A 26,895-nucleotide genomic window follows, 5' to 3' on the forward strand; every position below is an offset into this window, starting at 1 on the left:
TACGGTGGCCGCCCTGCGGTGGCCAGGGGCGGGTTGTCCACGTCGCGGCTCAGGCGGCGGGCGGCAGCGGCACGACGCAACAGCTGTTTTTCGGCAGATCGGTCCAGCGCAGGGGCTCGCCCACCCGCAGCAAACGGGCATGCGGTTCGGTGCAGGCGGCCAGGGCCGCCTGCGGGTCGCCGCGCACCAGCACAAAGCGCATGTGGCGACCGTTGCGCACCAGCGTCAGCTCGGCCCGTGCCCAGTGCGTGGGCAGGCAGGGGGTGAAGCACAGGTCCTCGGCGCCGATCTGCAGGCCCAGGATGGACCCCAGCGCGGCCCGGTGCAGCCAGCCCGCAGCACCCGTGTACCAGCTCCAGCCGCCGCGGCCCTCGTAGGGCGGCTGGCTGTAGACGTCGGCCGCCATCACATAGGGCTCCACGCCGTAGCGCGGCCCCCAGTCGGCGTGCGCCGCGCGGTGGGCCGGGCTCAGGTAGGTGAAATAGCGGTAAGGCGTGTCCTGCGCGGCGGCGTTGCCCGGCTCGCGCTGCGCCAGGGTGGCCGCGGCCATCAGCGCCCAGACGCCGGCGTGGGCGTACTGCCCGCCGTTTTCGCGCACGCCCGGCGGGTAGGCCTGGATGTAACCGGCGCTCGGGCTGGCGTATTGCAGCGGCGGGTCGAGCAGGCGGATCAGGCCATGCTCCCGGTCCACCAGTTGAGCCTCCACCGCGTCCATCGCCAGGCGCTGGCGCTCGGGCGAGGTCTGGCCCGAGAGCACGCTCCAGGCCTGCGCGATCAGGTCGATGTGGGCCTCGGCCTGGGTGGCCGAGCCGAGCGGGCTGCCGTCGTCGAAGAAGGCGCGCTTGAACCAGGCGCCGTCCCAGGCTTCGCTGCCCAGCGCGACGCGCCAGCCGGTCAGCGCCGTTTCCCAGGCGCGCGCCCGGTCGCGTTCGCCGCGTGCGCGCGCCAGCGGCAGCCAGTCGGCCACGATGCTGCACAGAAACCAGGCCAGCCAGACCGACTCGCCCCGCCCTTCGCTGCCGACGCGGTTCATGCCGTCGTTCCAGTCGCCGCTGCCCATCAGCGGCAGACCGTGGGCGCCCACCGGCAGGCTGCGGTCGATGGCGCGCGCGCCGTGTTCGTAGACGCTGGCGGTCTCGGCGCTGATGCCGGGCGTGTCGTAACGGTCTTCCGCGCCCTCGGGCAGTGGCGCGCCGTCGAGAAAGGGCGCGGTCTCGTCCAGCAGGGCGGTGTCGCCGGTGGCCTGCAGGTAGTGCGTGGTGGCGTAGGGCAGCCACAGCAGATCGTCTGAAAAGTGCGTGCGCACGCCAGCGCCGCCCGGCGCGTGCCACCAGTGCTGCACGTCGCCTGCCCCGAACTGGCGCGAGGCGCAGAGCACGATCTGCGCGCGCAAGATGGCCGGGTCGGCCCCCACCAGGGCCATCGCGTCCTGCAGCTGGTCGCGGTAGCCGGTGGCGCCGCCGGCCTGGTAGAAACCGGCCTTGGCCCACAGGCGCGAGGACACGGTCTGGTAGAGCAGCCAGTGGTTGACCAGGGTGTCGAACAGCGGGTCGGGCGTGGCCACCTGGGTCGTGCCCAGCAACGCGTCCCAGCGTGCCGAAGTGCGGCGCTCGCGCTCGCGGGCGTTGCTGGCGGTGGCCTGGCGCATGAGGGTGCGCGCCGCCTCGGGGCTGGGAGCGTAGCCGATCAGAAAGACCTGATCGAGCGACGCGCCGGGGCGCAGCGTGACCGGCCGCGACAGCGCCGCACACGGGTCCAGCCCGAAGCCGCTGCGCTGCCCCAGGCGCTGCGGCAGCACCAGCTGGCCCCGGTGGTCGAAGAAGGCGCGGCGGTCGCAGGTCCAGTCCATGCCCTCGGGGTCGTCCACGCCCTCGTGCGACTCGCAGAAGAAGGCGGTCCCCTCGCCGAAACCACCCGCCGCCTCGGTCTGGGTGCAGAACAGCCCGATCAGGCCGGCGCCGGGCGGACTCACGAAATACGGCCTGCAGAGCAGGCTGCCGCGATCGCTGCGCTTCTCGCCCATCATCCACTCCACCAGGCCGGTGATGCGCAGGTGGGCCTTGCCGTTGCCGTGGTTGGCCAGCCGGATGCGCACCTGCTTGACCGCGGTGTCGGGGTCGACACACCAGCTGACCGACACGGCCAGCGCACCACGCCGGTGGCTGATGGTGGTGAGCCCCTGGCCGTGCACCACCTGGTAGCCGATGCCCTCGGCGGCCCAGGCCGACGGCGCCACGCTCCAGACCTCGCGCGTGCGGCGGTCCTGCAGCAGGAAACACTCGGACGGAGGATCGCCGACCGGGTCGTTGGCCCAGGCGGTGAGCTGGTTCAGGCGGCTGTTGCCGGCCCAGGTGTTGCCGCCACCGCTCTCGGAGACCAGCGCGCCGAAGCCGGGGTTGGCCAGCACGTTGCACCAGGGCCTCTGCGGTGTCTGCGTGGAGCTCGCCTCGAAGGCGAAGGCGCCGATGTCATGCGCGAACACGCCCTCGGCCGGTGCGGCCGCGGTCTCGCCCAGGCGCAGCGGCACCGGGTCCGGCACGGCGGGCTCACCGCGCCAGGGGCGCGCCACCGGCGTTTCGTGGCAGTCGCACCAGCCGCGCACCTGGTGCAGCAGGGCCTGGCCGTCGGCCTGCAGCTGCACGCGCGCCAGGTGGCGCAGCGTGCCGATCTGTTCGGTGGAGAGTTCGTCGGCCCGCAGCAGGTGCAGGCCGGTCACGGCCGGGCCGGGGCGGGTCTGCAGGTCGGCCGCGTGCTGTTCGAGCAGCAGGGTGAGCTCGCGCTGCAGCGGCATGTGGTACGAATGCGCCTCGTGGCTGAGCACCACCACATCGCAGGCCACACCGGCGCGCGACCACTCGCGCAGCACCTGCGCCAGCACGCGCAACAGGCCCAGGCCCTGCGGCGCGCCGGCGTGCACCAGCAGCAGCGGGCGGTCGCCCGAGATCGCCAGCGGCCAGAGCAGGCGCCGGTCGCTGCCGTGCGGCGGCGCGTTCGCGAGGCCGGGCAGCGGCGGGTCGATCCTGGGCAGCGTCAGCACCAGGGCGGTGGTCAGGGCGTGCAGCGCGGGCAGGTAGTCGGTGCGCGGGCGGTGCGGCACCGCCGAGATGCCGGCCAGCGTGGCCGACATCACCGAGGAACGCGCCACGTAGCTGGGCTGGCGGTACTTGTCGATCACGGCGCGCAGCGTGGCCGCGTCGTCGCTGGCGGCGGTGGCAAAGGTCACGATGGCCTGCGCGCCCGGCGCGATGCGCAGCCGCACCCCGAGCGCGGCCACCGGGTCCAGCCCGGTTTCAAGCGCGCCGGCCTCCAGCGGCACCGGGTCCATCTGCGCCAGCGGCTGGCCCGGCGTGTGGTGGCGGCCGAGCCAGCGCAGGCGGTCGGTCTGGCAGCGCAGCCCCAGCACCTCGCCCTCGGTGTCGGCCACGAAATGCGCGGCCTGCATCGCGCTTTCAGTCACCAGGCGCGGCGCGCGCACGCAGCGCAGCGCCTGCTGCTCGGGCAGCCAGTCGGTCTTGACGAACAGGTTGGAAAACGCCGGGTGCGCCTCGTCGGCGGCGTGGCTGGCCAGGGTCACGTCGAAGGCCGAGATCAGCTCCAGCTCGATGGGCTGATCGCTCAGGTTGGACAGCACCACTTTGCGCAGTTCGATGTCGTCTTCCGGGCTGACCCAGACCGTGGTGTTGATCCGCAGCTCGGGCCAGACCGCATCGAAACACACGCGGTCGGTGTGGAAGCGGCAGCTGTAGACCGCGTGCGGGTCGGGCGCGGGGTGTTGCGTGACCGACACCGGAGCGCCCGCGGCGTCCAGGCGCAGGTAGACGAAGCTGCCGCAGGCGTCGCGCAGCGCATCGTCGCGCCAGCGCGTGATGCCGGTCTGGCCCCAGCGGCTCCAGCCCGCGCCGTTGGCACGCAGCGTGACGCTGTAGCGCCCATTGCCCAGCAGGTGCGTGGGCTCCAGCGCCTGCGCGCCTGGCATGAGCGTGCGGATGTGGTCCGGCGCGCGGCTCTGCAGGGCCTGCAGCGGCAGCGGCAGCCGCAGCGGCGCCTGCAGCGCGGGCAGCTCGCGCGGCGCGCGCTCGTGCAGCAGCGAGCCCACCGCCTCCATGCGCGGATGCGCCATGCCCCAGCGTTGCGCCACGCCGCCGCGCAGCACGTTGGCCAGCGCCACCAGGCTCATGCCCTGGTGGTGCGCCATGAAGGTGTGGACCACCGTGAAGCGCTCGCCGTGGATCTGCCGCGCGGGGGTGTAGTCCAGCGCCTCGAAAAAGCCGTAGCGCCCGCGCGCGGACAGCGCGGCGAGACGCCGCAGGTTGTCGCAGGCCAGCGCCGGATCCACCTGGGTGGCGAGCACGGTGGCATAGGGCGCGATCACGCGTTCGGCCACCGGGGTGCGGCGCAGCGCCAGGCGCGGCACACCCTGCGGCGCGTACTGGTAGGCCAGGGTGTGGTCCTGCCCGGCGTAGGCGCTCTCGGAAATGCCCCAGGGCATGGCCGTGCCGTCCACGAAAGCCATCTGCTCCTGCAAGGCCGAGCGCCCGGCTTCGCGCAGCGCGCTGCCGCGCGGTTCGGCGACCACCAGCGAGGGCATCAGGTACTCGAACATCGAGCCCGACCAGGAGCGCAGCACGGCGCGCCGTCCGCTGGCAAAAAACGGCCGACCCAGCGCCGCCCAGTGGCGCACCGGCAGCTCGCCCTTGGCGATGGCCAGCAGGCTGGTGCTGCGCGATTCCGAGGCCAGCAGGTCGTAGAAGCTGGCGTCGAGCTGCTGCTCCTCGAGCCGGTAGCCGATGTGCAGCAGGTGGCGCTTGGGGCTGTAGAGAAAGTGGAAGTCCGGCGCCCAGGCCAGCGCCTCCAGCGCGGCGGCGAGTTCGCGCAGGCGCCCGGTGGTGCGCTCGCAGCTGCCCGCGCCCATCGCGGCGGCGTCCTGACCGGCCGAGTGCAGCGTGGCGAGGTGGTCCCTCAGCAGCCAGACCAGTTCGTCCTGCGGCGTGGTGACGTGGCTGACGATGGCCGGGTTGCGCGCCTGCGTGAGGCCGCCCAGCTCGTGGCTGGCTTCCTGCAGCAGGGCGAAGAAGGCGGCGCAGGCCGCGGCCTCGCACGGCTCGGGCATGGGGGTTTCCAGCAGCCGGCCGATGGCGGTCTGCTCCAGCGGCCGGTGCAGCAGGGTCTGCAGCAGGGCCAGGCGCGGCCGCAGCCGCTGGTGCGACAGGCGCAGCGCCTCGGCGCCGGGCTGTGCGGCGTGTGGCTCGTGGGCCAGCTCGCTGCAGGCCTGGGCCACGGTGAGCAGGTGCGCGCTGAGGTTGCCACTGTCCACCGTGGACACGTAGCGCGGCGGCAGCGGCTGCAGGGTGCGGGTGTCGTACCAGTTCAGAAAATGGCCGCGGTGACGCTCCATCTGCTGCAGGGTGGCGAGCGTGGCTTCCAGCCGGGTGAGCAGGTCCTGCGTGCCGATCCAGCCGAACTGGCGCGCGCAGGCGGTGCTCAGCAGATACAGGCCGATGTTGGTGGGCGAGGTGCGGTGCGCCACCATCTCGTAGGGCATGGTCTGCAGGTTGTCGGGCGGCAGGTGGTGGTTGTCGGCGTCCACGCAGCGCTCGAACAGGCGCCAGGTGTCGCGCGCCACGCCTTCGAGCAGCTCGCGGTCGGCCGCCGCCAGCGCGGGGCGGCGTGCCCGCGGGGTGTTGCCCAGCCACACCAGCAGCGGCGCGAGCGCCCACAGCCCGAGCACGGCCAGCGCCAGCGCGCCGGGGGCCGGCACGAACAGCCACAGCAGGCCCGCCAGGGTGAGCGCGGCCAGCGGCTCGGCGCGGTGGCGCCACAGGGTGGGCAGCAGGCCGGTGCCCAGGCCGGCCTGGGCCGCTTCGGCGGTGGTCCATTCGAGCAGGTGGCGCCGGCTCACCAGCAGCCGGTGCAGGGTGCGCAGCACGGCGTCGAGCGCGAGCACCGCCTGCTGCGGCAGCAGCGCCAGGTGCCAGAGCCCGCCACCCAGCGCGCGCAGCAGGTCCTGCGACGCGGCGACCGCGTACCGCTGGCCCAGCAGGCGCCAGTGGCGCGGCACCCAGCCCGCCAGCGCGCCCATGAGCGGGCCGGCGGTGTAGGCGGCCACGGTCAGCGCCAGCGCGGCGGGCAGCGACAGGCCCAGGCCCGCCATGGCCAGGCCGACGAGCAGCAGGCAGGCCGGCGCCACCAGCGAGCGGCGCAGGTTGTCAAACAGCTTCCAGCGGTTGATGGCGCCCAGCGGCCACTGGCGGGACCGCAGCAGGAAGGGCAGCAGCTGCCAGTCGCCGCGGGCCCAGCGGTGCAGGCGCGAGGCGGCGGCGTCGGTGTGGTCGGGCTCGGGCTCGATCAGGGTCACGTCGGTCACCACGGCACAGCGCACCAGGGCACCTTCGAGCAGGTCGTGGCTGAGCACCTGCTCGGTCGGCAGGCGCTGGCCCAGCACGGCGTGCAGCGTGGCCACGTGCAGCAGCCCCTTGCCGGTGAAGCTGCCTTCGCCAAACAGGTCCTGGTACACGTCCGAGCTCATGGCGCTGTAGGGGTCGATGCCGGCCTGGCCGTCGAACAGCCATTGCCAGGCGGTGCGCACGCCCTCCCCCGCCAGCGGCGGCACCACGCGCGGCTGCAGGATGCCGTAGCCCTGCAGCACGCGCCGCCCGCTGGCGTCCAGCCGGGGCTGGTTGTCCGGGTGTTCGGCCACGCCCACCAGGGTGCGCAGGCGGCCCGGCGGCAGTTGGGTGTCGCTGTCGAGCGTGAAGATGTAGCGCGTGTGCGGCGCCATGCACGAGAGTTCACCGAGCTCGAAGAAGGGCCCGGGCGCTCCGGTGGCCAGCGCGGCCACCAGCTGCTCCAGTTTGCCGCGCTTGCGCTCCCAGCCCAGCCACTGGCCTTGCGTGGTGCTCGGGCTGCGCGCGCGGTGCAGCAGCAGGAAACGCGGCGGGCGGCCCGGCGCCACCGGGTGGCGCGTGTTGAGCGCGGCGAGCTGGTCTTGCGCGTACGACAGCAGGGCCTGGTCTTCGGGCCGGTGTTCGGTGTCGGCATCGCACCAGTCGCTGAGCAGGGCGAACTGGGCGTTGGTTTCGGGGTTGGCCAGGTGGTGCAGCTGCAGCCGGTGCACCGTCTGCGCGATGCCGGCCGGGTGGTTCAACAGGGCCGGCACCACCACCATCACACGGGCCTGCGGCGGGATGCCATCGGCCAGCAGCAGGCGCGGCAGGTGCGCGGGTTTCACCGACTCGCCGATCAGGCGGTTGAGCACGGCCACCACGGCCTCGGACGCGGGCAGCAGCATCACCAGGCCCACCAGCACGCTGCCGAGCTGGGCCGGCCCGCCCGCGGCCAGCCAGTCGGGCCGGTGCAGCAGCCAGGCCACCAGCAGCAGCGTGCCCACCCCCATGGCGCCCAGGTAGGCGGGCGTGCGCGAGAACCCGCTGAACGCGCGCCACAGGCCCGCCACCCGGTGCCTGAGGCCGAGAGACTGCTCCAGCGTGGCGCGGCCTTCGCCGCGCAGCCAGTGGCCGGCCAGCGCGGCGGGGCCGCTGGCGCCGTCCATCAGCACCAGCAGCACCTGGGCCACGGCGGCCTCGCCCTGCCCGCTCAGGGTGGACAGGCGCTCGATGCCGTGCAGCGTGCTGTCGCGCGTGGCGTCGTCCTCGGCCTTGAACACCGGCGAGCGCAGCATCACGCGGACCACGCGGCTGGTGCGCGCTACGATGTCGGGCCAGTCGGCCGCGCCGATCAGGCGCAGCGCGGTCACGGCGTTGCCCACGCTCAGGTGGTCGGCGGCCTGGGCGGCGTGGTGCTGGGCCTGCAGCGCGGCCAGGTCGGGCACCACGTCCTGCAGCCAGCGGCGCACCTGCGCCAGGGGCGAGTCGCTGGCGGCGGTGGCGTGCCCCACCAGGCTCTGCGCCAGGTGCGACAGAAAGACATCGCCCACACCCCGCTGCTCCATGAGCTCGCGCATCGACGTGACCGCCCCCAGCGAGAGCTCGCCGATGCGGCTGGCACACAGGCCGGCGAGGTCGCGCGCGGCCTTGTGGCTGGCGATGCGGTCGGCCAGGCGGCGCAGGTTTTCCACCAGCACCACCCGCAGCGTGGTGGGCAGCGCCCACAGCTCGCCCTGGCTGAGTTCGCGCGAGTCCTGGTAGGCGTCCAGAAAGTGGCTCAGCAGGGTTTCGTCGAAGGCGCTGTCGGTGTGCGCGACAAAGGCCCAGGCCACGCCGTAGATACGCGGCAGTCCCACCAGCGGGGCGTCCTGCAGCACCGGCAGCGAACGGTAGTAGCGCGCCGGCAGGCCTTCGCGGATTTCCCGCAGCTGGCTTTCGATCAGGTGGAAGTTGTCAAACAGCCATTCGGCCGCGGGGCTGATGTCGTGCCCTTCGTGGGCCTCGTGCGCGATGTACTGGTAGGCCGCCCGCAGGCTGCGGATGTTGCTCTGCAGGCGGGGATAGAACGTGGCCTGGCCGAAGCCCGCGCGCCCGGCCCGGTGCGACTCGCCCAGGCTGCGGCCGTGCTGCTCGAAGCGGGCCACGCCAAAGAGCTCGGAGCGGATCGGTTCGAGTGCGACGCCGCGCGCCGCGTCGAGCATGCGCTCGATCTTCGGTGGAACCCAGGCCCATTGCGCCTGCAAGCTGGTGGCAACCACTTACAGCATGAGCCAGGAGCCACCGAACAGCAGCGTGAGCACCACGGCCGACGTGATCACGCGCCCGGCCAGGATGCCCTGGAGCTCGTCGGCCCCGCTCCACAACACCTGCAGCCGCCCGCGCTGGGCGCCGCAGTGGGCCAGGTGGTCGCTGAGCGCCGAGCGCTCCAGCGCCGAAATGTCCGCCGGGTGGCCCAACGACGAGGTGGCCCAGTGGGGGGCCATTGAATGGGTTGACATGATCTTCTCCAGGATCGGGGGTGGGGGATTGCCAGGCAGCGCCCCGCGTCACCCCTTGTACCGACTGGGCCACCACGTGTCTGTACGTTGACGAACAGACCGATCCGCCAGCGCCACCTGCGCGCCCGGGTGTTCGTCAGCGTACAGACGCCACCCGGTGCGGGGGCCATCCTGAGGCCCGACCCACAACGCTTCCTCTCACGCAAAGGATTCCCCATGTCAAACCCCACACCCCTCTTCACGCTGCGCCAGACCGCTGTCTGGCTGGCAGCCGCCGCCACGCTGGGCCTGGCCGGCTGCGCCGTGCCCTACCCGGTGTACGAGCAACAACCCATGGCGCAGGAACCGGTGCAGGTGCAGACCTACCCCAGCCAGCGCGAACAGCGGCGCGACTACCGCCGCCGCCAGAACGAGACCCTCTACGAGGCCGAGGTGCTGTCGGTCCGCGCCGTCATGGGCCAGACCGAGCAGCGCTGCTGGATGGAACGTGAACAGGTGCCGCAGCGCCCCGCGGCCAACGTCGGTGGCGCGATCGTCGGTGCGGTCATCGGCGGGGTGATCGGGCACCAGATCGGTGGCGGCAGCGGCCGGGACCTGGCCACCGCCGGCGGCGTGGTGGCGGGCGCGGCCATCGGCTCCCAGGTCGGCCGCGACCGCTACGGCAACCCGGTGAGCACGCAGGAGGTGCAGCGCTGCAGCACCGTCAACAGCCAGAGCGAACCCGCCTACTGGGACGTGACCTACCGCTTCCGCGGCATCACGCACCGCGCGCAGATGCTCTCGCCCCCCGGGCGCAGCCTCACCGTCAACGGCAACGGCGAGCCACGCGAGTAGAGTCCCCCCCGCAGCGCTTCGCGCTACCCCCCCAGGGGGGCGGCACTGGCCGTCCGGCGGAGCCGGCCCGGCGGTGCCCTGGGCTTGGGGCATGTCGCTCCGGAAGGCGTGGTGTCCTTCACCGCGCCCCTGGAGCTGGGCGTTTTACTTGTTTGAACCCAGGATCTCGACGCCGAAACCGCGGTAGCCGATCAGCGTGCAGCTGGCGTCGAACATGGGTGTGCCGCTCACGCGGTACTGGCGGGTCACGCCGCCTGGCAGTTCGCGGCTCAGCACCATGTCCAGGAACGGGCTGCGCGCGGCGATGCGGGCTTGCAGCAGCTGGCGCTCGGTCGGGTTCCAGCCACCGCCATCGTCGTCGACGGGCGACTGTCCATCGTCGTCGTTCAAGGCTTCCACCTGCAGGCCCAGCATCTCCAGCACCGGGCCCGAGACTTTGGTGAAGCGGCCATCGCCGTCCTGTTCCCAGTACCAGTCGGTGGCCAGCTCGGTCAGGCCGCGGTAGCGCGCCTCGCTCTCGCGCAGCTCGGCCGTGCGCTCGTGCACCTGGCGTTCCAGATCGCTGTTGTGCCGGGCCAGTTGCCGGTGCAGCAGGCGCACCTCGATCAGGTTGTGGATGCGCGCCTTGACCTCGACCATGTCGAACGGTTTGCTCACGAAGTCCTTGGCGCCGGCCTGCAGCGCGCGCAGCTTGTGGCCCGGCTGGGCGGTGATCACCAGCACCGGCAGGTAGTCGTCTTCGGCGGTGTTGGCCTTGAGGCCTTCCATCACCTGGAAACCGTCCATGCCCGGCATCTGCAGGTCGAGCAGGATCAGGTCGAACGGCGTCTTGCGGTGCATGGCGCAGACCTTGTCGGGCTCCATGGTGCTGGACACCTGGGTGTAGCCGGCCTCGTGCAACATGGCTTCGAGCAGGCTCACGTTGGCGGGCTGGTCGTCCACGATCAGGATGCGGGCGCCGAGCCGTTCTTGTTCGGTGAGGGTCATGCGGGTTCCTGGTGGATGGCGGGGCCGCTGGTGGTTTCGGCGAAACGCAGGGCCGCGTCCAGCGCGTCCATGAGCTGGGCGACCTTGATGGGTTTGGTGAGGTAGTTGAAGAAACCCGCCTCCAGGCCCTTCTGGATGTCGCGCGGCACGGCGTTGGCGCTCAGCGCGATGATGGGAATGTGGGCCGTGGCGGGGTCGGCGCGCAGGATCCTCAGCGCTTCGATGCCGCTGATGCCGGGCAGGTTGATGTCCATCAGGATCACCTCGGGCTGGTAGACGCGCGCGAACTCGATGCCCAGGCTGGCGTCGGCCGCGCCCAGCAGGCCCAGGTCGGTGCGCCGCGCAATGATCTGCTCCACCAGCTCCAGGTTGGCCGGGTTGTCTTCCACATACAGCAGCGTGCGCAGCGGCGTGCCCGGCAGTGCATCGGGGCGCGGCGGGTCGGCGGGCACCGCGTCGAGCACGGCGTTCAGCGGTGCCGCGGTCAGCGCCATCTCGACCCAGAACACGCTGCCCACGCCGGGCGTGCTGCTGGCACCGATCTGGCCGCCCATGAGGTGCACCAGCCGCTGTGTGACCACCAGGCCGATGCCGGTGCCCTCTTCGGCGCCCGACTCCTGGCCCAGCCGGTTGAAGGGCTGGAACAGCTGGGCCAGCTGAGCGGGCACGAGGCCCGGGCCGGTGTCGCGCACGCTGATGCGCACCGTGTCGGGCGGGTCCAGCGTGAGCGTGCACTCCACCGTGACGTGGCCCCCGCGCTGGTTGTATTTGATGGCGTTGAACAACAGGTTGATCAGCACCTGCTTGAGCCGGGTGCGGTCGGCCTTCACGTAGCGCGGTGCCTCCAGCCGCGCGAACACCATGCCGATGCCGCGCTGCTGCGCCTGCGGCTCCACCATGGCCCGGCACTCGGCCAGCACCTCGGTGAGCGAGACCGGTTCGCCCGAGAGCGTGAGCTTGCCGGACTCGATGAGCGTGAGGTCGAGGATTTCGTTGATCAGCTCCAGCAGGTACCAGCCCGCCTTCAGGATCTGCCCGATGCTGCGCTGCTGCGTGGGCGTGGGCGCGGGTGTGCCCGACTCGACCAGTTGCGCAAATCCCAGGATGGCGTTGAGCGGCGTGCGCAGCTCGTGGCTCATGCTGGAGATGAAATCGGTCTTGGCGCGGTTGGCTTTTTCGGCCGCGTCCACGGCCTCGTTGAGTTGCAGCTCCACGCCCTTGCGCACCGAGTTGTCGGTGCCGATCAGCAGGTAGCCGATGAGGTCTCCGTAGTCGTCGCGCAGCGCGGTGATCGACACGATGGCCGGGAACCAGCTGCCGTCCTTGCAGATGTAGGTGAGTTCGTAGATGTCTTCGATGCCGCGCGAGGCCTTGAAGGCCAGGGCCTCGAAGCCGGGCGCGATCGGCGTGTCCAGCTCCCGGCTCAGGGCCATGGCGCGCGCATGCACTTCCTGCGGGTCGTGCATGTCGCTCGGGCTCACGCGGTTGACCACCTCGTCGGCGCGGTAGCCCAGCATGCGCTCGGCCCCCACGTTGAAGAGCTGGATGATGCCTTTTTCATCGGTCGCGATGATCGAGAAATTGGCGCTGTTCAGGATGGCGTTCTGCAGCGCCCCGGCCTTGAGCAACGCATTGCGCCGCCCCGACTCGGTGGGCTCGCCCGGCTTGCCCGGGAACTCTGGGGCGCCGCGGCGCAGGGTGGTCTCGGGCATCAAGGTCTCTGGTGAGGGCCACCCGTGGGGCGGCATGGGCGGACACTAGCCGCCCCTGCGGGCAGCGTCTGTACGCTGGCCCACACAGCCAGCACAACGGGTGACCTGGAACGCTAGAGCGGACTGCGCCCGCTGATCACGCGCAGCAGCACCATGACGATGGCGACCACCAGCAGGATGTGGATGAAGCCGCCCATCGTGGTGGCGGTGACGAGTCCCAGCAGCCAGAGGATGAGCAGGACGACGGCGATGGTGTAGAGCATGGTGGTTCCTTGGGTTGGGATCAGGAAGGGCTGCGGCGCCGACGGCTCCACAGCAGGGCAGCGCCAGCGATGACCGCAGCGGTCAGGCTGGCCTTGGGATGGCGGCGCACCACCGCCCACGCGGCGCCCAGGGCCTGGGTTTCCAGCGGCGGCGCTGGCAGGGAGGTGGCCGGTGCCCGCTGCTGCCAGCCGCGGGCCAGCGCACCGAGCGCGAGCGACACCACCGGCTGGGTGCCCAGGCCCTGGAGCACGGGCCACAGGGCGCCCGCCAGCCAGCCGCCGGAGACCCGTGCGGCCTGGTTGCGGCGGTCCTGTTCGAGCCAGCCGGACAGGCGCTCGCGGTTGCGCGCCAGCCGTTCGCAGGCCAGCACGGCCCGCAACTCGGCCGTCAGTGCCGGCACCGCGCCGGGCGCCCGGGTCGGGCTCATGGTGTTTCCGGGATGCGCAGGAGCGCTGCATCCTCGGCCAGTTGCCGGCGCAGGCTGGTGAACCATTCCACCGTCTCGCGGTCCTGCGCCAGCCACAGGGCCCACAGGCCAAGCACCGCCGGCAGCACGGGCGTGAGCACGAACAGCCAGGGGGCGCGGGCACCGGCCCCGGGCAGCGAGGCCCACAGCAGCAAGGCCACGCCCAGCAGCACCGCGGCCACCACCAGGCAGGCCGCGCCCGCCAGCTGGAGCGCCAGGCGCCGCTTCAGGCGCGCGCTACCGATGGCCAGCTCTTCGCCCAGCAGGCCCGCGTACGCCGCCGCGTGCTCCGCCAGCAGCTGAGGCTGCGAGGCGGCCAGACGGAACACGGGGTGGATCATGGCCGGCGCTCCGAATTCAACGACCGTTGTGGCCGCCGTGTCGGCTGCTGAACAGCGCCACCAGGCCCATGAGCGCGGCGCCCACGGCGGCGGCCATCAGCACGGACTTGACCGGCTCGTGCTGGATGTAGGTGGTGGTGGCGTCTTTCACGTGCAGCGATTTCTCGCGCAGCTGGCCGGCGCTGTCGCGCACGGCGTCCATGCCGCGGTGCGCCAGCGCTTCGGTGTCGCTCTTCAGGTGCTGGAACGCGGTGCTGGCCTGGCCACGCACGTTGCCGATGTCGTCGGACAGGCGGTCCATGCCTTGCTGCGTCGCGCGCTGGGTGGCGCGCATCGCGTCCCCGGTGGTTTGCGCGACCGCGTGGGCCAGCGAAGAGGCGTCGTCGCCCAGGGTGTTGGGGTTGTTGCTCATGGTGTTCCTTTGGTGATCAGGGTGGAGAGGGAATACCGGGGCCGTGGCCCGCCGGTCATTTCAGGCGCATGTCGTTCTTGATCGACCGGACGCCGGGCACGCCCTGCGTGACCTGCACGGCGCGGTTGATGTGGGCTTCGGAGCTCACGAAACCACTGAGCTGGACCACGCCCTTGAAGGTCTCGACGTTGATCTCCGTCGCCTTGAGCATGTCGTCTTTGATGATCGCGGCCTTCACCCGGGTGGTGATGACGGTGTCGTCCACGTACTGGCCGGTGCTTTCCTTCGTGGGGCTCGAAGCGCAGCCGGCGATGCCGGTGGCGGCCGCCACGGCGAGCAGGAGGATGGCGAAGCGTTGGTTGGTTTTCATGGTCGTCCTTCTGTGGTGTGGTTGAACGGCGGCCGCGACCCTGGGTGGGCCGCACCGCATGGCAGGCCGGGTCGATCCCGGTGCCAATGGGTCCACAGTAGGGCTGTGACGCGGGTGCGTCTGTGCGCTGGCGCACCACCGGCCGGCAGTGCCGATCAGGACGATTCAGACAGGTGACAGGCGGGTGCGGCACCGCCGCGTAGGGTGCCGCCCTGGGTCTGAGCGCGCCGCCGCGCTCAGACCGTGTTGGTGCTCAGGGGGCAGACGCCTGCCATTCCCGGAAGAAGCGGATGCGCGCGGCGTGGTCCGGGTGGCTGGAGATGGCGATGGGCAGCGCGTCGCCCTCTTCGTCCGGCTTGGCACCCGCGTCATCGCGGGTCGGGGCTTTCGGCCCCGGTTTGGTGTCGGGCAGGTCGCCCCCCTCGTCCTCCAGCAGGCGCTCGAAGAAGACCGCCATCACCGCCGGCGGTATGCCGCTGCGGTGCAGCAGCAGCGCCGAATGGGCGTCGGCCTGGCGCTCGGCATCGCGCGAGTACGACTGCGTGGCCAGGGTGGCGGGCACCGTGGCCAGGAAGCCGCTGGCATCGCCCAGCACCACGCCCACCAGGGCACTGACCAGGCTGGCGCGCACCATGAGGTCCAGCCCGTGGCGGTGTTGCACATGGCCGAGCTCGTGCGCGAGCACGCCCACGATGGCATCGGGCTGGTCGTCCAGCAGCTCGACCAGTTCGTCGGTCATCACGATGGCGCCACCGGGCAGTGCGAAAGCGTTGGCGCCCAGCAGCTCGGAGCGGTGAAACGACAGTTGCCAGGCCGGTGCATCGCCTTCGGGGTAGGCGCGCTCCACCACCGAGGCAAAGCGCTGGCGCAGGGCGTCCTGCCGGGTCTGGGGCAGGCGGCTGGGCGCCAGGAACAGCCGGTCGAGCTGCTCCAGGCTTTGTTCTCCGATGGCGACCTCCACCGAGGCGGGCACCAGGTGGGTCAGCGCCTGGCTGAGCCAGGGCACGCCCCAGACCCAGGCGGCGGCGAGAAACGCCACGCTGCCCGCCATGGCCACCAGCGTGGCGCGCCAGCTCTGCATCCAGCCCACCACGGCGCGCTCGTGCAGGCCGCTGGCCCGCCACCAGGCGTCCCATTCGGCGGCGTTGGCGTGCTGCACCAGCCCGCCGTCGGGCAGCTCGGTCTGGCGCTGGCCGTGGGTGGTGCGCTCGGGCCAGCGCACGGCCTTCACCGGGTAGCGCCGCACCTGGCCATCGTCGGTGCCCAGCAGCAGTTCGTCGCCTTCGATGCGCAGGCTCGCGGGCCGGGCCCGTGGGCTGCGCCCGTCAAACCATTGGGTGTCGAGCGACCCCGGCGTGCTCATCACAGGCCCATGTCAAGGCCGAAGAAGTCGCCCGCGGCGTCGCCCAGCACGCCCTGCCCCTGCGTCTGCGCCTCGGCCACCCATTGGTCCACATCGCCCTGCACCTGCAGCGACAGGGCTTCGAGCCGCACCCGGGTGGCGCGCACCTTGGCGAACGGCCAGAACAGGCCCAGGGTCAGGAGGATCAGGAGCCAGTTCACCAGGGTGATGCGCAAGAGCGGGCCAAAGCGCAGCGCGCTCTGGAACTGCACCCGCGGGCTGCTGGTGTGCGCCCACAGCAGGTTCTGCAGGCGCGAGGAGACGTAGGGGCCGACGATCAGCGGCAGGATCAGGTAGGCCAGGCCCATCACGAACACCATCGCGATCATGGCGAAGATGCCCTGGGAAGCACCGCCACTGAAGAGTTCGGCGAGCGTGAGCGCACCAAAGGCGATGAAGGCCCCCATCGCCATGGCCACCACCACGCCGGCGAGCAGCAAGGTCAGCAGGATCACCCCCAGCACCTTGAAGAACAGCCCGTAGAAACGGCCGGCCCCCGCGGTGAGCTCGGCGCGCTCCTGCGCGAAGGCGTAACCCCCATGCTGGTAGCGCTTGATGCGCGCCATCAGCCAGGGCAGTGCAGCCAGGAAACCGAGCACGACCACGCCCACGATCACCAGCCCCCGCTGGATCGCTTCGGGGTCCACCTCTTCGCCATCCGGCAGATTGGGCAGGAACAGCACGAAGGCCAGCGCCGGCAGGAAAAACGGCAACAGGGTCAGGTAAGCGGACTTCAGGTCGCCCAGGAAGGCCAGCCGCACACCGCGCCAGCTGGTGTTGCGCAGGCGGAACTGCAGCGAGGCGCGCCACAGGGCCGGCCACAGGACCATGAACACCAGCAGCGCCGCCCAGGCGAACGCCGGCATGAAGTTCGACACCGCCCAATACCCCACGCCAAGCACCAGCACCAGCAAGTAGCCGCGAAACATCTTCCACGGGTCGGCGTGAAAGCCCAGCGGGTCGCCGCCCACCAGGGTGTTGTTCTGGAAATAGGCCATGCGCCGCGCGCGGGCAAACGGCAGGTACAGCGTGAGCGTGACGAGGGTCAGCAACAGGTTGACGATCCAGATGCGGAAATACTCGCTGCCCGAGCCGGTGAAGCGGATGTCCAGCACCCGGGGTTTGTGCAACGCCCCGGGCGCGCTGCCCGCCATCCACTCGGTTGCCGCGAAATCGTCATAGGCCATGCCGGATCCTCCCTCTGTGTATAAAAATGGCGTACATCGTAACATTTGGCTACATGGCTTCCGCCGGCCGACGAATGGGCGAGCCAGGGCCCGCAAACCGGGATATGCTGCACTGCAACATGAACGCCTCCAACGCACTCTTGCTGCCCGGACTCGAAGACCTTCTGGGGGACCTGCAATACGCCCGCCGCAGCGGCGACATGGGCCGGCTGGCCCTGCTGGCCTATTGCGAGGTGCGGCGCTGGGCCCGGCAAGCGGGTGAGCAGGCGCTGGCCGAGCACTCCACCGAACTGATCACGCGCAGCCCGCACTCCAGCCGGGAAGAGTTCATGGAGCAGGTCGACGAGCTCATCGTCGAGCTGGAGCGGGTCCACGCCCGCATCGCCCGCGAATTGGCGCACAGCCACGCCTGACCCGTCCCTGCCCCGCCCGATCGGGGGGCCGCCAGACACCATGAACCACTAAGATGCATGGCCGATGGCCGGCATCCATGGCGCTGCGCCATGGGCGGCGCTGCACCTGCGCTCCCGACAGAAAGGCGATCACATGCAACCCCATCAAAAGGTTCAGTGGAACCTGGGCTACTGGCTGCTGGCGCTGCTGGCCCTGACATGGATCCAGACCCTCTGGCAGACCGCCCGCACGGTGGAGGCCGTGCCCTACAGCGAGTTCGAGCAGGCGCTGGCCGAGGGCCGTGTGGCCGAAGTGGTGGTGGGCGAGACCACGCTCACCGGCACCCTGAAAACCCCCGCGGCCGACGGCAAGACCACCATCGTGGCCAACCGGGTCGAGGGCGATCTGGCCGAACGCCTCTCGAAACACGGCGTGCCCTACCGGCGTGTGGTGGAAAGCACGCTGCTGCGCGACCTGCTGTCGTGGATCGTGCCCGGTCTGGTGTTCATCGGCGTGTGGTTCTTCGTGATCCGCCGCTTCATGGACCGCCAGGGCGCGGGCGGCTTCATGAGCATTGGCAAGAGCCACGCCAAGGTCTATGTCGAGCGCGACACCGGCGTGACCTTCGCCGACGTGGCCGGCGTGGACGAGGCCAAGGCCGAGCTGCAGGAGATCGTGAGCTTCCTGAAGGACCCGCAAGGGTCTGGCCGGCTGGGCGCGCGGCTGCCCCGCGGCGTGCTGCTGGTCGGCCCCCCGGGCACCGGCAAGACCCTGCTGGCCAAGGCCGTGGCCGGCGAGGCGGGCGTGCCGTTCTTCAGCATCTCGGGCAGCGAGTTCGTGGAGATGTTCGTGGGCGTGGGCGCCGCGCGCGTGCGCGATCTGTTCGAGCAGGCTCGCGCCAGGGCGCCGGCGATCATCTTCATCGACGAACTCGACGCGCTGGGCCGCGCGCGCGGCGCGGTCTCGCCCATCGGCGGCCACGACGAGCGTGAGCAGACGCTGAACCAGTTGCTGGCCGAGCTGGACGGTTTTGACAGTTCCTCGGGTCTGGTGCTGCTGGCGGCGACCAACCGGCCGGAGGTGCTGGACCCGGCCCTGCTGCGCGCCGGCCGCTTTGACCGCCAGGTGCTGGTGGACCGGCCCGACAAGGCCGGCCGGGTGCAGATCCTGCAGGTGCACACCCGCAAGATCCGGCTCGCGCCCCAGGTGTCGCTGGAGCAGGTGGCCCAACTCACCACCGGCTTCTCGGGGGCCGACCTGGCCAATCTGTGCAACGAAGCGGCGCTCGCGGCCACCCGGCGCGGCGCGCAAGGCATCGCCCTGGAGGACTTCACCACCGCCGTCGAGCGCATCGTGGCCGGGCTGGAGAAAAAGAACCGCGTGCTCAACCCGCACGAACGCGAGGTGGTGGCCTTCCACGAAATGGGCCACGCGTTGGTGGCGATGGCGCTGCCGGGCACCGACACCGTGCACAAGGTGTCCATCATTCCGCGTGGCGTCGGCGCGCTCGGCTACACCATCCAGCGCCCCACCGAAGACCGCTTCCTCATGTCACAGGAAGAGCTGGAGCACAAGATCACGGTGTTGCTGGGCGGCCGCGCGGCGGAGAAACTGGTGTTCGGCCAGCTCTCCACCGGCGCCGCGGACGATCTGGCCCGGGCCACCAACATCGCGCACGACATGGCCACGCGCTACGGCATGGTCGAGTCGCTGGGCTATGTGGCCTTCGAGCCCCAGCGCCAGCCCTTCCTGGACGTACCGGGCCTGGCGCAGAACGGCTGGCACCCCGGCCCCGAGACCCAGCAACGCATCGACGAGGCAGTGAGAGCCGCCGTGATGCAGGCCTTCGGGCGGGCCACCGACATCCTGCAGGAGCGGCGCGAGATGCTGGAGCGCTGCGCGCGGGCGTTGCTGGTGCGGGAGACGCTGGACGCGGACGCCTTGCGCGCCCTGACCGGCCTGCCGGCGCCCGGGCAGCCCGCTCCCGAGCCGCCCGTGAACTGAAGGCCGGCCGGTCGCGGGCCGTCAGGAAATATCGAGGCGCTGCGAGGTGGCCGGCGCCTTCTTGGGCAGCGTCAGTTCGAGCACGCCGTCCTGGTACTTGGCCGTGGACTTGGCCTTGTCCACCGGGCTGTCCAGCCAGAAGCTGCGACTGGCGTAGCCGTACTGGCGCTCGGAGCGGATGACACGGTCGCCCTTCTTCTCCTCGCTTTCCTTCTTCAGCTCGGCCGAGATGCTCACTTTGTTGTCATCGATGTTGACTTCGATGTCTTCCTTGCGCATGCCGGGGATGTCGGCCTTGAGCTTGTAGTCGCCGTTGCTTTCGGTGAGCTCGACCTTGATCTGGGGGGCGTGGCTGGTGCCACGGGCCACCCAGGGGCGCAAGAAACTGCGGAACGCATCGTCAAAAAGGTCAACGGAAAACGGGTCCCGGGTACTGATTTCGTTCATGGAGCTTCTCCTTTGGGGTGGGATGCGGGATGACTGGAGCGCAAACACGGAAACGCGCCCCCGCCGGGAATGCTGATACGCCACAACAGCCTGCGCATTGAGTCTGGTCAATGGCACGCCACACGGCGGTGCCACCGCTGGCGGCGGACCCAGATGCCACGGCATTGCGCACGCTCAATCGAACCTGCTCCGGACGATGGAAAGATGCGCTGTACGTGCTGTCACGCAGATTCCCAGAGACTTGCTGCCGGAGGACTTGAACATGACCGCCAGACAACTGCTCTTTCGCGAGGAGGCACGCGACAAGATCCGCCGCGGTGTCGATGCCTTGGCCGAGGCGGTGAAGGTAACGCTGGGACCGCGCGGGCGCACCGTGATCCTGGACCGCGAATACGGCGCGCCGCAGATCGTGAACTCGGGTGTTCTGGTGGCCAAATCGGTGGAGTTGGAGAACCGGTTCGAGAACATGGGCGCGCAGCTGCTGCGCGAGGTGGCTTCGCGCACCAGCGAGATGGCCGGCGACGGCACCACCACCGCCACCGTGCTCGCGCACGCCATGATCCAGCAAGGCCTGCGCTACCTGGCCGGCGGCATGAATCCGATGGACCTCAAGCGCGGCATGGAACAGGCCATCGAGGCCGTGGTGGCCGAGTTGCACCGCATGGCCCGGCCTTGCGCCAGCTCGCAGGAGATCGCCCATGTGGCGTCCATCTCGGCCAACAACGACCGCTCCATCGGCGAACTGCTGGCGCGCGCGATCGACAGCGTGGGCCGCGAGGGTGCGATTTCCATCGAAGACGGCTCGGGTCTGAGCAGCGAGCTGGAGGTGGTGGAGGGTCTGCAGTTCGACCGCGGCTTCCTCTCGCCCTACTTCATCAACAACCCCGAGCGCCAGAGCGCCACGCTGGAGGAAGCGGTCATCCTGCTGTGCGACAAGCGCCTGTCTTCGCTGAAGGACTTGTTGCCCCTGCTGGAAGAAGTGGTCAAGAGCGGCCAGCCCCTGCTGGTCATCGCCGAGGACATCGACAGCGATGCGCTGGCCACGCTGGTGATCAACACCATGCGCGGCACGCTCAAGGCCTGCGCGGTGAAGGCGCCCGGCTTTGGCGACCGGCGCAAGGCGATGCTGCAGGACATGGCGGTGCTCACCGGTGGCACGGTGATCAGCGACGAACTGGGCTTGACGCTGGCCAAGGCCCAGCTCTCCGATCTGGGGCGTGCCAAGCGGGTGGAGGTGGGCAAGGAGGACACCACCGTGATCGGTGGCGCCGGCACCACGCAGGCGATCCAGGAACGCGTGGCCAGCCTGCGCAAGGAGCGCGAGGCCGCCACCAGCGACTACGACAAGGAGAAGCTGGAAGAGCGCATCTCCAAGTTGTCGGGCGGCGTGGCCCTGATCAAGGTGGGCGCGGCCACGGAGACCGAGCTGAAGGAACGCAAGATCCGCGTCGAAGACGCGCTGCACGCCACCCGCGCGGCCATCGAGGAAGGCATCGTGCCCGGCGGCGGCGTGGCGCTGCTGCGCGCGCGTCGCGTGTTGGCGGATCTGCACGGCAGCTCGCTGGACCACGACTCCGGCATCCGCCTCATCGCGCAGGCGCTGGAAGAGCCGCTGCGCTGCATCACCCGCAATGCGGGCGACGAGCCCTCGGTGGTGCTCCAGCGCGTGGACGACTCGGCCGAGCCCGCGTACGGCTACAACGCGGCCACCCGCACCTACGGTGACCTGCTGCAGATGGGCGTGATGGACCCGGCCAAGGTGACGCGCCTGGCGCTGCAGAACGCCGGCTCCATTGCCAGCCTGGTGCTGACCACCGACTGCATGATCGCCAACGCCCCGGCGCCCAAAGCCCCGCAGGACATGGGCATGCCCGGAGCCACCCTGCCGGAGTTATAGGATGAAACACCCCCCGCGCCATCAGCCACCGACATGGTCATGATCACTGAAGCCGTGGTTCTCCAGGCGTCCTCGCTGCAGGGCGATCTGGCGGTGCCAACCCGGGCCCGGGGCCTGGTGCTGTTCGCGCACGGCAGCGGCAGCAGCCGCCTGAGCGAGCGCAACCGCTGGGTGGCCCGCGCGCTGCAACGGCATGGGCTGGCCACCCTGCTGTTCGACCTGCTGACCCTGGACGAAGCGCGGGACCGGCGCAAGGTGTTCGACATCACACTGCTCGGCCAGCGCGTGCAGGAGGCCCTGCAATGGGCCTGGCAGCGCGAAGACCTCTCGGGCCTGCCGCTGTGCCTCTTTGGCGCCAGCACGGGAGCGGCAGCCGCGCTGGTGGCCGCGGCGGATCGGCCCCAGGGCATCGCCGCGGTGGTCTCGCGCGGCGGGCGCCCCGATCTGGCCCAGGAGCACCTGCCCCGGGTGCAGGCGCCCACCCTGCTGATCGTGGGCGGCGACGACGGGGACGTGCTGGAACTCAACCGCTGGGCGCTGCGCCAGTTGCGCTGCGCCAAACGCCTGGAAGTGGTGCCGGGTGCCACCCACCTGTTCGAAGAGCCCGGCACGCTGGAGAGCGTGGCCGCGCTCGCCGCCGACTGGTTCCTGAAACACCTGCCTCACAGGCCGGACGCCTGAAGCGGGCCGCAAACACCCATGAACGACGTTCCTGGCTCCCGAACCTGTCTCTACGACAGCGCCAGCCTGGGCGCTGTGATGGACCGCATGGCACAGCAGGCGGTCGGGTTGCTGCAGGGCCACGGCCCGGTGGCGGTGGTGGGCGTGCTGCGCCGGGGCGCTCCGCTGGCCGACCACCTGACCCAGCGCATGGTGCAGCGCCATGGTCTGGCCCCACCACTGCGGCTGGACCTGTCGGTCAAGCGCTACGCCGACGACCTCACGCTGCTGTTCCCCGACACGCAGTTCGCCGAAGAGCCGCACCACGCCGCGCTGGACCTGCGAGACCACACCCTGCTCGTGGTGGACGATGTGCTGTACACCGGTCACTCGGCGCTGAAGGTGGTGGACTGGCTGACCCGCAAACGGCCCGCGGCCGTCCGCCTCGTGGTGCTGGCCGACCGCTGCGTGACCACCTTGCCGCTGCGGGCCGACGTGGTGGGACTGCGACTCGAGGTCGCGCCCACCGACATCGTCGAATGCCATGTGCCGCCCTACGAGCCCGACTTCAGCATCCAGTTGCTGCAGCCGGCGCCCGCGGGCCGGACCGTTTGAAAGGAGCCGCCATGTTCCAGGACCGCGAAGACGCCGCCCGCCAGCTGGCGACCCGGCTGGGCGCCTACCGGGGCCAGAAACCGCTGGTGCTCGCCATTCCCCGTGGCGCGGTGCCCATGGGCAAGACCCTGGCCGGTCTGCTCAAGGGCGACTTCGACGTGGTGCTGGTGCGCAAGCTGCACGCGCCGTACCAGCCCGAGCTGGCCATCGGCGCCATCGACGAGAGCGGCTGGAGCACCATCGCCCCCTATGCGGCCGAGGTCGGCGCCGACCCACACTACATTGACGAAGAAAAGCGTCAGCAGCTGCGGACACTCGACGCGCGCCGCACGATGTACTCGCCGCTGCGCACCCCCATCGACCCGGCCGGTCGCGTGGTGATCGTGGTGGACGACGGCCTGGCCACCGGCGCGACCATGATCGCCGCGCTGCACAGCGTGCGCCAGCGCCATCCGGCCCGGCTGGTCTGCGCCGTGCCCGTGTCGTCGCTCGAAGCACTGGAGCTGGTCCAGCCCCTGGCCGACGAGGTGGTCTGCCTGCACGCCCCCGAAGACTTCCAGGCCGTCGGCCAGTTCTACCGCGACTTCCCCCAGGTGGAGGACGACGAGGTGATCGCGCAGCTCAGGGCCTGACCCGTCTCTTTCAGGCGGGGGCGTCCATGCGCAGCACGGCCGCGCCCTGAAAGGCGCCGCGGCGCAACTGATCCAGCGCCTCGTTGGCCTGCTCCAGCGCAAACACGTGCACCTCGGTCTGCAGCGGCGCCTGCCGCACCCGTTCAAAGAATTCATCACCATCGCGGCGCGTCAGATTGGCCACCGAGCGCAGCGAGCGCTCGCCCCAGAGCCAGGCGTAGGGAAATGAAGGGATGTCGCTCATGTGGATGCCCGCGCACACCACGCAGCCGCCCCGGTCCAGGTGCCGCAGCGCGGTGGGCACCAGCGCACCCGCCGGGGCAAAGATCAGGGCCGCGTCCAGCGGTTCGGGGGGCGTTTCATCCGAACCACCGGCCCAGGCCGCGCCCAGGCGGCGCGCAAACGCCTGGCTCTCGGCGTCGCCCGGGCGCGTGAGGGCGAACACCTCGCGGCCCTGGCGCCGCGCCACCTGCGTGATCAGGTGCGCCGCCGCGCCAAAGCCATACACCCCGAGCCGCCGCGCGTCGCCGGCCATGCGCAGCGCGCGGTAGCCGATCAGCCCCGCGCACAGCAGCGGCGCCAGGTGCTCGGGCGCGGGCTCATCGGGCAGCGCAAAGCAGTAGCGCGCATCGGCCACGGTGTACTGCGCGTAGCCGCCGGGGATCTGGTAGCCGGTGAAGCGCGCCTGCTCGCACAGGTTTTCCCGTCCGGCGCGGCAGAAGCGGCAATGGCCACAGGTCCAGCCAAGCCAGGGCACGCCCACGCGCTGGCCAGCCTGCCAGCCCGGCACACCGGCCCCCAGCGCTGCCACCCGGCCCACGATCTCGTGGCCGGGAATCAAGGGCAGCACCGGGTCGGGCAGCTCGCCGTCCACCAGATGCAGGTCGGTGCGGCACACGCCGCAGGCTTCCACCGCGATCAGGATCTGCCCGGCGCCGGGCGCGGGCACCGCGCGGTGCACCAGGCGCAGGCCGGTACCGGGCCGCTCCAGCACCATGGCGCGCATCGTGTGGCTCATCTCGCTGCCCTTTCATTGCCATCGCCGTCCCCGGGCGGTGCCTCCCCCATGAGCTCCCGGCCCAGCTGGTGCTCCAGCCCGAAACGCACCAGCGCGGCCGTGGAGTCCAGCCGCAGCTTTTCCTGGATGTGTTTCTTGTGCGTGCTCACTGTCTTGATCGACAGGTGCAGCGCGTCGGCGATGTCCACCGGGCGCTGGCCGCTCACGAGGCGCTGCAGGATGTCGAGCTCCCGGTTGGTCAGGTCCTGCAGACCGGGCAGCGGATGCTGCCAGTTGAGCTGATGCACCACCCGCTCGGCCAGCGACGCCGAGAGGAAAACACCACCCGACGCCACCTTGCGCACCGCGGCCACCAGCTCGGTGACCGCGCTGTCCTTGGTGACGTAGCCGTTGGCCCCCGCCTTCAAGGCGCGAATGGCATATTGCTCTTCGCTGTGCATCGTCAGCACCAGCACCGCCACCGACGGGAATTCGCCCTTGATGCGCTGGATCAGATCCAGCCCGCTCATGCCCGGCAGGGACAGGTCCACGATGGCGAGATCGAAAGCCTGGCGGCGCAGGCATTCCAGCGCCTGAAAACCGGTGCCGGCCTCGGTGATGCTCCACGGGTTCGCCTGCGGGTCCAGCAGCCGCTTGAGCCCCTCGCGCACCACCGTGTGGTCGTCCACCAGCAGCAGACGGAGCCCGGCGTGCAATGTGGTGTCGTTCATGGCGCATCTCCAGCAACCGAACCGTTGTCCTGCGGCACCGCCGTGGCCATCGCCGTGTCGTGTGTCCCGGATATGGGCAGCCTCACCACCAGCTTCGCGCCACCCTCCGGCAGGTTGCCGATGCTGAGCTGCCCTCCCAGCATGAGCACCCGCTCGCGGATGCCGATCAGGCCGAATGAACGTTTCGGTGTCCCGAGAGGGTCGTCGGGAAACCCGGCGCCGTTGTCCTCGACACAAAGTTCGATATGCGACGCCGAACGGGCCATCGACACCACCACGCGGGAGGCACGCGCGTGGCGAACGGTGTTGGTCAGGGCCTCCTGCACGATGCGGTAGAGCGCGGTCAGGACCTTCTGCGGTATCGGGTCCGGCAAAGGAGCGAGCCGCAATTCCACCCGCAACCCCGCGCGCCGCTCGAAATCCTGGGCCAGCCACTCGATGGCCGCGCTCAGGCCCAGGTCGTCCAGCATCAGCGGGCGCAGGTCCATGGAAATCCGGCGCGTGGCGGCCACCGTGTCGTCCACCATGTCGATCATGGATTGCATGCGCGCCGAAGGCCCCCCCGGCGCCTCCAGCGCGGACAGCTCCAGCTTCAGGGCCGTCAGCCGCTGGCCCAGCTCGTCGTGCAGCTCGCGCGCGATGTGTCGCCGCTCTTCTTCCCGCGCGTCCACCAAGCTCGCGGCCAGATCCCTGAGGGTGCGCCGCGAGTCCAGCAGGTCGCGCCGCTCCTGCGATTGTTCCGTGATGTCGGACAGGACCATCTGGACCAGGGTGCGCGAGAGGTCCGGCAACGCGGCCACCACCATATCGACATCCCGTGACGATCCATCCTGCCGGGCAATCTTCCCGCGCACGGTCAACACCTCTTCCTGCCTGGCCAGCGCATGGGCCACCTTTTCGCGAACCGGGTCGTGCGCCACGGGGGCCAGGAGCGCGTAGATCGATTGCCCGGTCAGGCGTTCGCGATGCGCCACGCCAAACAGGCGGGCACACGCCCGGTTGGCGTAGACCACCCGCTCGCCCTCCGTGATCCAGATCGCCACAGGCAGCAGATCAAACAGCGAGCGCATGCGCCGATTGAGCTGATCGAACAGCGCCGTCAGCTGCTGCTCGTCGCTCACATCGCGCAGCAGCGCCGTGACGTAGCGCTTCGCACCCCAATCGCCAGAGACGTCCACCTTGCAGATGGCCGCCTCTAGCGGAAACACCTCACCGTTGGCACGCAGGCCCACCAGTCTGCCGCGCTCGGCCATCGGGCGCTCCACCACGTCCGAGCCCATGAACTGCCGCACGTGATCAGCGTGCGACGCCCGCAACGCGCCCGGAATCAGGATGGACAGATCACGCCCCAGCGCCTGCGAAGCGCTGCGGCCAAACATGCGCTGCGCAGCGGGATTGATCATCACGATGCGCATCGCCTCATCAATGGTGACGATGCCTTCCAGTGCCGCGTGAATGGCCCCGGTCTGGATGACCGAATCCATGTCCTGGGCATCCGCAGGAGGATGGAGTTTGTGCATGCAAGACCTCTTGTTTTGATGATAGTGAGTCCGCGCCCAGCCAGCGTGGCCCGACGACCTTTCCTGATCTGGGTCATTCCGCAACAGGGCGCGTTCCGGGTTGATGCGGCTCGGATTTTTCCTACATCCCTTCAGACAAATTC

At 70.4% G+C, this 26,895-nt stretch carries 22 protein-coding genes; 7 read left to right on the top strand and 15 right to left on the bottom strand.

From position 1 onward, the window contains the following. Nucleotides 1-49 precede the first annotated feature (49 nt). Both AC07YZ_RS22315 and AC07YZ_RS22320 read right to left on the bottom strand, forming a co-directional pair. Nucleotides 50-8,584: a GH36-type glycosyl hydrolase domain-containing protein gene (locus AC07YZ_RS22315; RefSeq protein WP_494796445.1), complete on the bottom strand. Its 8,535-nt coding sequence runs from the start codon at nt 8,582-8,584 to the stop codon at nt 50-52. Nucleotides 8,585-8,641: 57 nt separating this feature from the next. Further along, a complete protein-coding gene (locus tag AC07YZ_RS22320) occupies nt 8,642-8,881 on the bottom strand; it encodes a hypothetical protein (RefSeq protein WP_226492339.1) in 240 nt (79 codons plus the stop codon). A 216-nt stretch (nt 8,882-9,097) separates the two neighbouring features. Here AC07YZ_RS22320 and AC07YZ_RS22325 point away from each other — a divergent pair, with 216 nt between their 5' ends. Continuing rightward, nucleotides 9,098-9,715, top strand: a complete 618-nt coding sequence (locus AC07YZ_RS22325) for a glycine zipper 2TM domain-containing protein (protein ID WP_494796402.1) — start codon at nt 9,098-9,100, stop codon at nt 9,713-9,715. A 144-nt stretch (nt 9,716-9,859) separates the two neighbouring features. Here AC07YZ_RS22325 and AC07YZ_RS22330 read toward each other — a convergent pair whose 3' ends face one another. The 9 genes from AC07YZ_RS22330 to AC07YZ_RS22370 all read right to left on the bottom strand — a co-directional run bounded on the left by AC07YZ_RS22330 (nt 9,860) and on the right by AC07YZ_RS22370 (nt 16,856). Continuing rightward, nucleotides 9,860-10,702 carry a response regulator gene (locus tag AC07YZ_RS22330; RefSeq protein WP_494796403.1) on the bottom strand — a complete coding sequence of 281 codons (843 nt, stop codon included), beginning with the start codon at nt 10,700-10,702 and terminating at the stop codon, nt 9,860-9,862. After that, a complete protein-coding gene (locus AC07YZ_RS22335; protein ID WP_494796404.1) occupies nt 10,699-12,414 on the bottom strand; it encodes a PAS domain-containing hybrid sensor histidine kinase/response regulator in 1,716 nt (571 codons plus the stop codon). Before AC07YZ_RS22335 ends, AC07YZ_RS22330 begins: the two co-directional genes overlap by 4 nt. Before the next feature lie 113 nt (nt 12,415-12,527). Beyond that, nucleotides 12,528-12,677, bottom strand: a complete 150-nt coding sequence (locus AC07YZ_RS22340; RefSeq protein WP_226492336.1) for a lmo0937 family membrane protein — start codon at nt 12,675-12,677, stop codon at nt 12,528-12,530. Between the two features lie 20 nt (nt 12,678-12,697). Next, nucleotides 12,698-13,105 (bottom strand): hypothetical protein, encoded by a 408-nt coding sequence (locus AC07YZ_RS22345; protein WP_494796405.1) that lies wholly within the window; start codon nt 13,103-13,105, stop codon nt 12,698-12,700. Then, complete coding sequence (locus AC07YZ_RS22350; RefSeq protein WP_494796406.1) at nt 13,102-13,485, bottom strand: hypothetical protein; 384 nt, start codon at nt 13,483-13,485, stop codon at nt 13,102-13,104. Before AC07YZ_RS22350 ends, AC07YZ_RS22345 begins: the two co-directional genes overlap by 4 nt. A 16-nt stretch (nt 13,486-13,501) precedes the next feature. After that, nucleotides 13,502-13,897: a hypothetical protein gene (locus AC07YZ_RS22355; RefSeq protein WP_494796407.1), complete on the bottom strand. Its 396-nt coding sequence runs from the start codon at nt 13,895-13,897 to the stop codon at nt 13,502-13,504. Nucleotides 13,898-13,952: 55 nt separating this feature from the next. Next, entirely contained in the window at nt 13,953-14,267 is a 315-nt protein-coding gene (locus AC07YZ_RS22360) for a BON domain-containing protein (protein WP_494796408.1), read from the bottom strand. A 253-nt stretch (nt 14,268-14,520) separates the two neighbouring features. Then, on the bottom strand, nt 14,521-15,630 hold the full coding sequence (locus AC07YZ_RS22365; RefSeq protein WP_494796409.1) for a M48 family metallopeptidase: 1,110 nt from the start codon (nt 15,628-15,630) through the stop codon (nt 14,521-14,523). Continuing rightward, nucleotides 15,630-16,856 carry a YjgN family protein gene (locus AC07YZ_RS22370; protein ID WP_494796410.1) on the bottom strand — a complete coding sequence of 409 codons (1,227 nt, stop codon included), beginning with the start codon at nt 16,854-16,856 and terminating at the stop codon, nt 15,630-15,632. The genes AC07YZ_RS22365 and AC07YZ_RS22370 overlap by 1 nt, the downstream gene beginning before the upstream one ends. Before the next feature lie 119 nt (nt 16,857-16,975). On the opposite strand from AC07YZ_RS22370, the gene AC07YZ_RS22375 reads away from it, so the two are divergent. Continuing rightward, the gene (locus AC07YZ_RS22375) at nt 16,976-17,269 is read left to right on the top strand and encodes a hypothetical protein (RefSeq protein ID WP_226492329.1); all 294 of its coding nucleotides are present in this window, start codon (nt 16,976-16,978) and stop codon (nt 17,267-17,269) included. 133 nt (nt 17,270-17,402) lie between these two features. After that, nucleotides 17,403-19,253, top strand: a complete 1,851-nt coding sequence (gene ftsH, locus AC07YZ_RS22380) for an ATP-dependent zinc metalloprotease FtsH (protein ID WP_494796411.1) — start codon at nt 17,403-17,405, stop codon at nt 19,251-19,253. A 21-nt stretch (nt 19,254-19,274) separates the two neighbouring features. On the opposite strand, the gene AC07YZ_RS22385 is transcribed toward ftsH, so the two are convergent. Continuing rightward, nucleotides 19,275-19,700: an Hsp20/alpha crystallin family protein gene (locus AC07YZ_RS22385; RefSeq protein WP_494796412.1), complete on the bottom strand. Its 426-nt coding sequence runs from the start codon at nt 19,698-19,700 to the stop codon at nt 19,275-19,277. A gap of 262 nt (nt 19,701-19,962) precedes the next feature. On the opposite strand from AC07YZ_RS22385, the gene groL reads away from it, so the two are divergent. The 4 genes from groL to AC07YZ_RS22405 are packed head-to-tail and all read left to right on the top strand — an operon-like array spanning nt 19,963 to nt 23,504. Beyond that, nucleotides 19,963-21,597, top strand: coding sequence for a chaperonin GroEL (gene groL, locus AC07YZ_RS22390; protein ID WP_494796413.1), 1,635 nt, complete (start codon nt 19,963-19,965; stop codon nt 21,595-21,597). Nucleotides 21,598-21,636: 39 nt separating this feature from the next. Next, the gene (locus tag AC07YZ_RS22395) at nt 21,637-22,278 is read left to right on the top strand and encodes a dienelactone hydrolase family protein (RefSeq protein WP_494796414.1); all 642 of its coding nucleotides are present in this window, start codon (nt 21,637-21,639) and stop codon (nt 22,276-22,278) included. Nucleotides 22,279-22,296: 18 nt separating this feature from the next. Beyond that, the gene (locus AC07YZ_RS22400) at nt 22,297-22,872 is read left to right on the top strand and encodes a bifunctional pyr operon transcriptional regulator/uracil phosphoribosyltransferase PyrR (protein WP_494796415.1); all 576 of its coding nucleotides are present in this window, start codon (nt 22,297-22,299) and stop codon (nt 22,870-22,872) included. A gap of 11 nt (nt 22,873-22,883) precedes the next feature. Further along, nucleotides 22,884-23,504, top strand: coding sequence for a phosphoribosyltransferase (locus tag AC07YZ_RS22405; RefSeq protein WP_494796416.1), 621 nt, complete (start codon nt 22,884-22,886; stop codon nt 23,502-23,504). Nucleotides 23,505-23,514: 10 nt separating this feature from the next. Here the strand turns inward: AC07YZ_RS22405 and AC07YZ_RS22410 are convergent, their stop codons facing one another. Genes AC07YZ_RS22410 through AC07YZ_RS22420 form a run of 3 tightly spaced genes read right to left on the bottom strand, consistent with a single transcriptional unit; the run spans nt 23,515 to nt 26,752 of the window. Next, the gene (locus tag AC07YZ_RS22410; RefSeq protein ID WP_494796446.1) at nt 23,515-24,510 is read right to left on the bottom strand and encodes a zinc-dependent alcohol dehydrogenase family protein; all 996 of its coding nucleotides are present in this window, start codon (nt 24,508-24,510) and stop codon (nt 23,515-23,517) included. Between the two features lie 8 nt (nt 24,511-24,518). Beyond that, a complete protein-coding gene (locus AC07YZ_RS22415) occupies nt 24,519-25,232 on the bottom strand; it encodes a response regulator (RefSeq protein ID WP_494796417.1) in 714 nt (237 codons plus the stop codon). Beyond that, complete coding sequence (locus AC07YZ_RS22420; protein ID WP_494796418.1) at nt 25,229-26,752, bottom strand: PAS domain-containing sensor histidine kinase; 1,524 nt, start codon at nt 26,750-26,752, stop codon at nt 25,229-25,231. Before AC07YZ_RS22420 ends, AC07YZ_RS22415 begins: the two co-directional genes overlap by 4 nt. Between the last annotated feature and the right edge of the window lie 143 nt (nt 26,753-26,895).

Source organism: Hydrogenophaga sp. GW101-3F08 (genome assembly GCF_059424585.1).

Coding starts and splice junctions, on each gene's coding strand:
- AC07YZ_RS22345 (WP_494796405.1), bottom strand. CDS start 13,105: ATGAGCCCGACCCGGGCGCCCGGCGCGGTGCCGGCACTGACGGCCGAG.
- AC07YZ_RS22325 (WP_494796402.1), top strand. CDS start 9,098: ATGTCAAACCCCACACCCCTCTTCACGCTGCGCCAGACCGCTGTCTGG.
- AC07YZ_RS22355 (WP_494796407.1), bottom strand. CDS start 13,897: ATGAGCAACAACCCCAACACCCTGGGCGACGACGCCTCTTCGCTGGCC.
- AC07YZ_RS22410 (WP_494796446.1), bottom strand. CDS start 24,510: ATGCGCGCCATGGTGCTGGAGCGGCCCGGTACCGGCCTGCGCCTGGTG.
- AC07YZ_RS22340 (WP_226492336.1), bottom strand. CDS start 12,677: ATGCTCTACACCATCGCCGTCGTCCTGCTCATCCTCTGGCTGCTGGGA.
- AC07YZ_RS22350 (WP_494796406.1), bottom strand. CDS start 13,485: ATGATCCACCCCGTGTTCCGTCTGGCCGCCTCGCAGCCTCAGCTGCTG.
- AC07YZ_RS22400 (WP_494796415.1), top strand. CDS start 22,297: ATGAACGACGTTCCTGGCTCCCGAACCTGTCTCTACGACAGCGCCAGC.
- AC07YZ_RS22395 (WP_494796414.1), top strand. CDS start 21,637: ATGATCACTGAAGCCGTGGTTCTCCAGGCGTCCTCGCTGCAGGGCGAT.
- AC07YZ_RS22375 (WP_226492329.1), top strand. CDS start 16,976: ATGAACGCCTCCAACGCACTCTTGCTGCCCGGACTCGAAGACCTTCTG.
- AC07YZ_RS22335 (WP_494796404.1), bottom strand. CDS start 12,414: ATGCCCGAGACCACCCTGCGCCGCGGCGCCCCAGAGTTCCCGGGCAAG.
- AC07YZ_RS22330 (WP_494796403.1), bottom strand. CDS start 10,702: ATGACCCTCACCGAACAAGAACGGCTCGGCGCCCGCATCCTGATCGTG.
- AC07YZ_RS22415 (WP_494796417.1), bottom strand. CDS start 25,232: ATGAACGACACCACATTGCACGCCGGGCTCCGTCTGCTGCTGGTGGAC.
- AC07YZ_RS22385 (WP_494796412.1), bottom strand. CDS start 19,700: ATGAACGAAATCAGTACCCGGGACCCGTTTTCCGTTGACCTTTTTGAC.
- AC07YZ_RS22405 (WP_494796416.1), top strand. CDS start 22,884: ATGTTCCAGGACCGCGAAGACGCCGCCCGCCAGCTGGCGACCCGGCTG.
- ftsH (WP_494796411.1), top strand. CDS start 17,403: ATGCAACCCCATCAAAAGGTTCAGTGGAACCTGGGCTACTGGCTGCTG.
- AC07YZ_RS22320 (WP_226492339.1), bottom strand. CDS start 8,881: ATGTCAACCCATTCAATGGCCCCCCACTGGGCCACCTCGTCGTTGGGC.
- AC07YZ_RS22315 (WP_494796445.1), bottom strand. CDS start 8,584: ATGCTCGACGCGGCGCGCGGCGTCGCACTCGAACCGATCCGCTCCGAG.
- AC07YZ_RS22370 (WP_494796410.1), bottom strand. CDS start 16,856: ATGGCCTATGACGATTTCGCGGCAACCGAGTGGATGGCGGGCAGCGCG.
- AC07YZ_RS22360 (WP_494796408.1), bottom strand. CDS start 14,267: ATGAAAACCAACCAACGCTTCGCCATCCTCCTGCTCGCCGTGGCGGCC.
- groL (WP_494796413.1), top strand. CDS start 19,963: ATGACCGCCAGACAACTGCTCTTTCGCGAGGAGGCACGCGACAAGATC.
- AC07YZ_RS22420 (WP_494796418.1), bottom strand. CDS start 26,752: ATGCACAAACTCCATCCTCCTGCGGATGCCCAGGACATGGATTCGGTC.
- AC07YZ_RS22365 (WP_494796409.1), bottom strand. CDS start 15,630: ATGAGCACGCCGGGGTCGCTCGACACCCAATGGTTTGACGGGCGCAGC.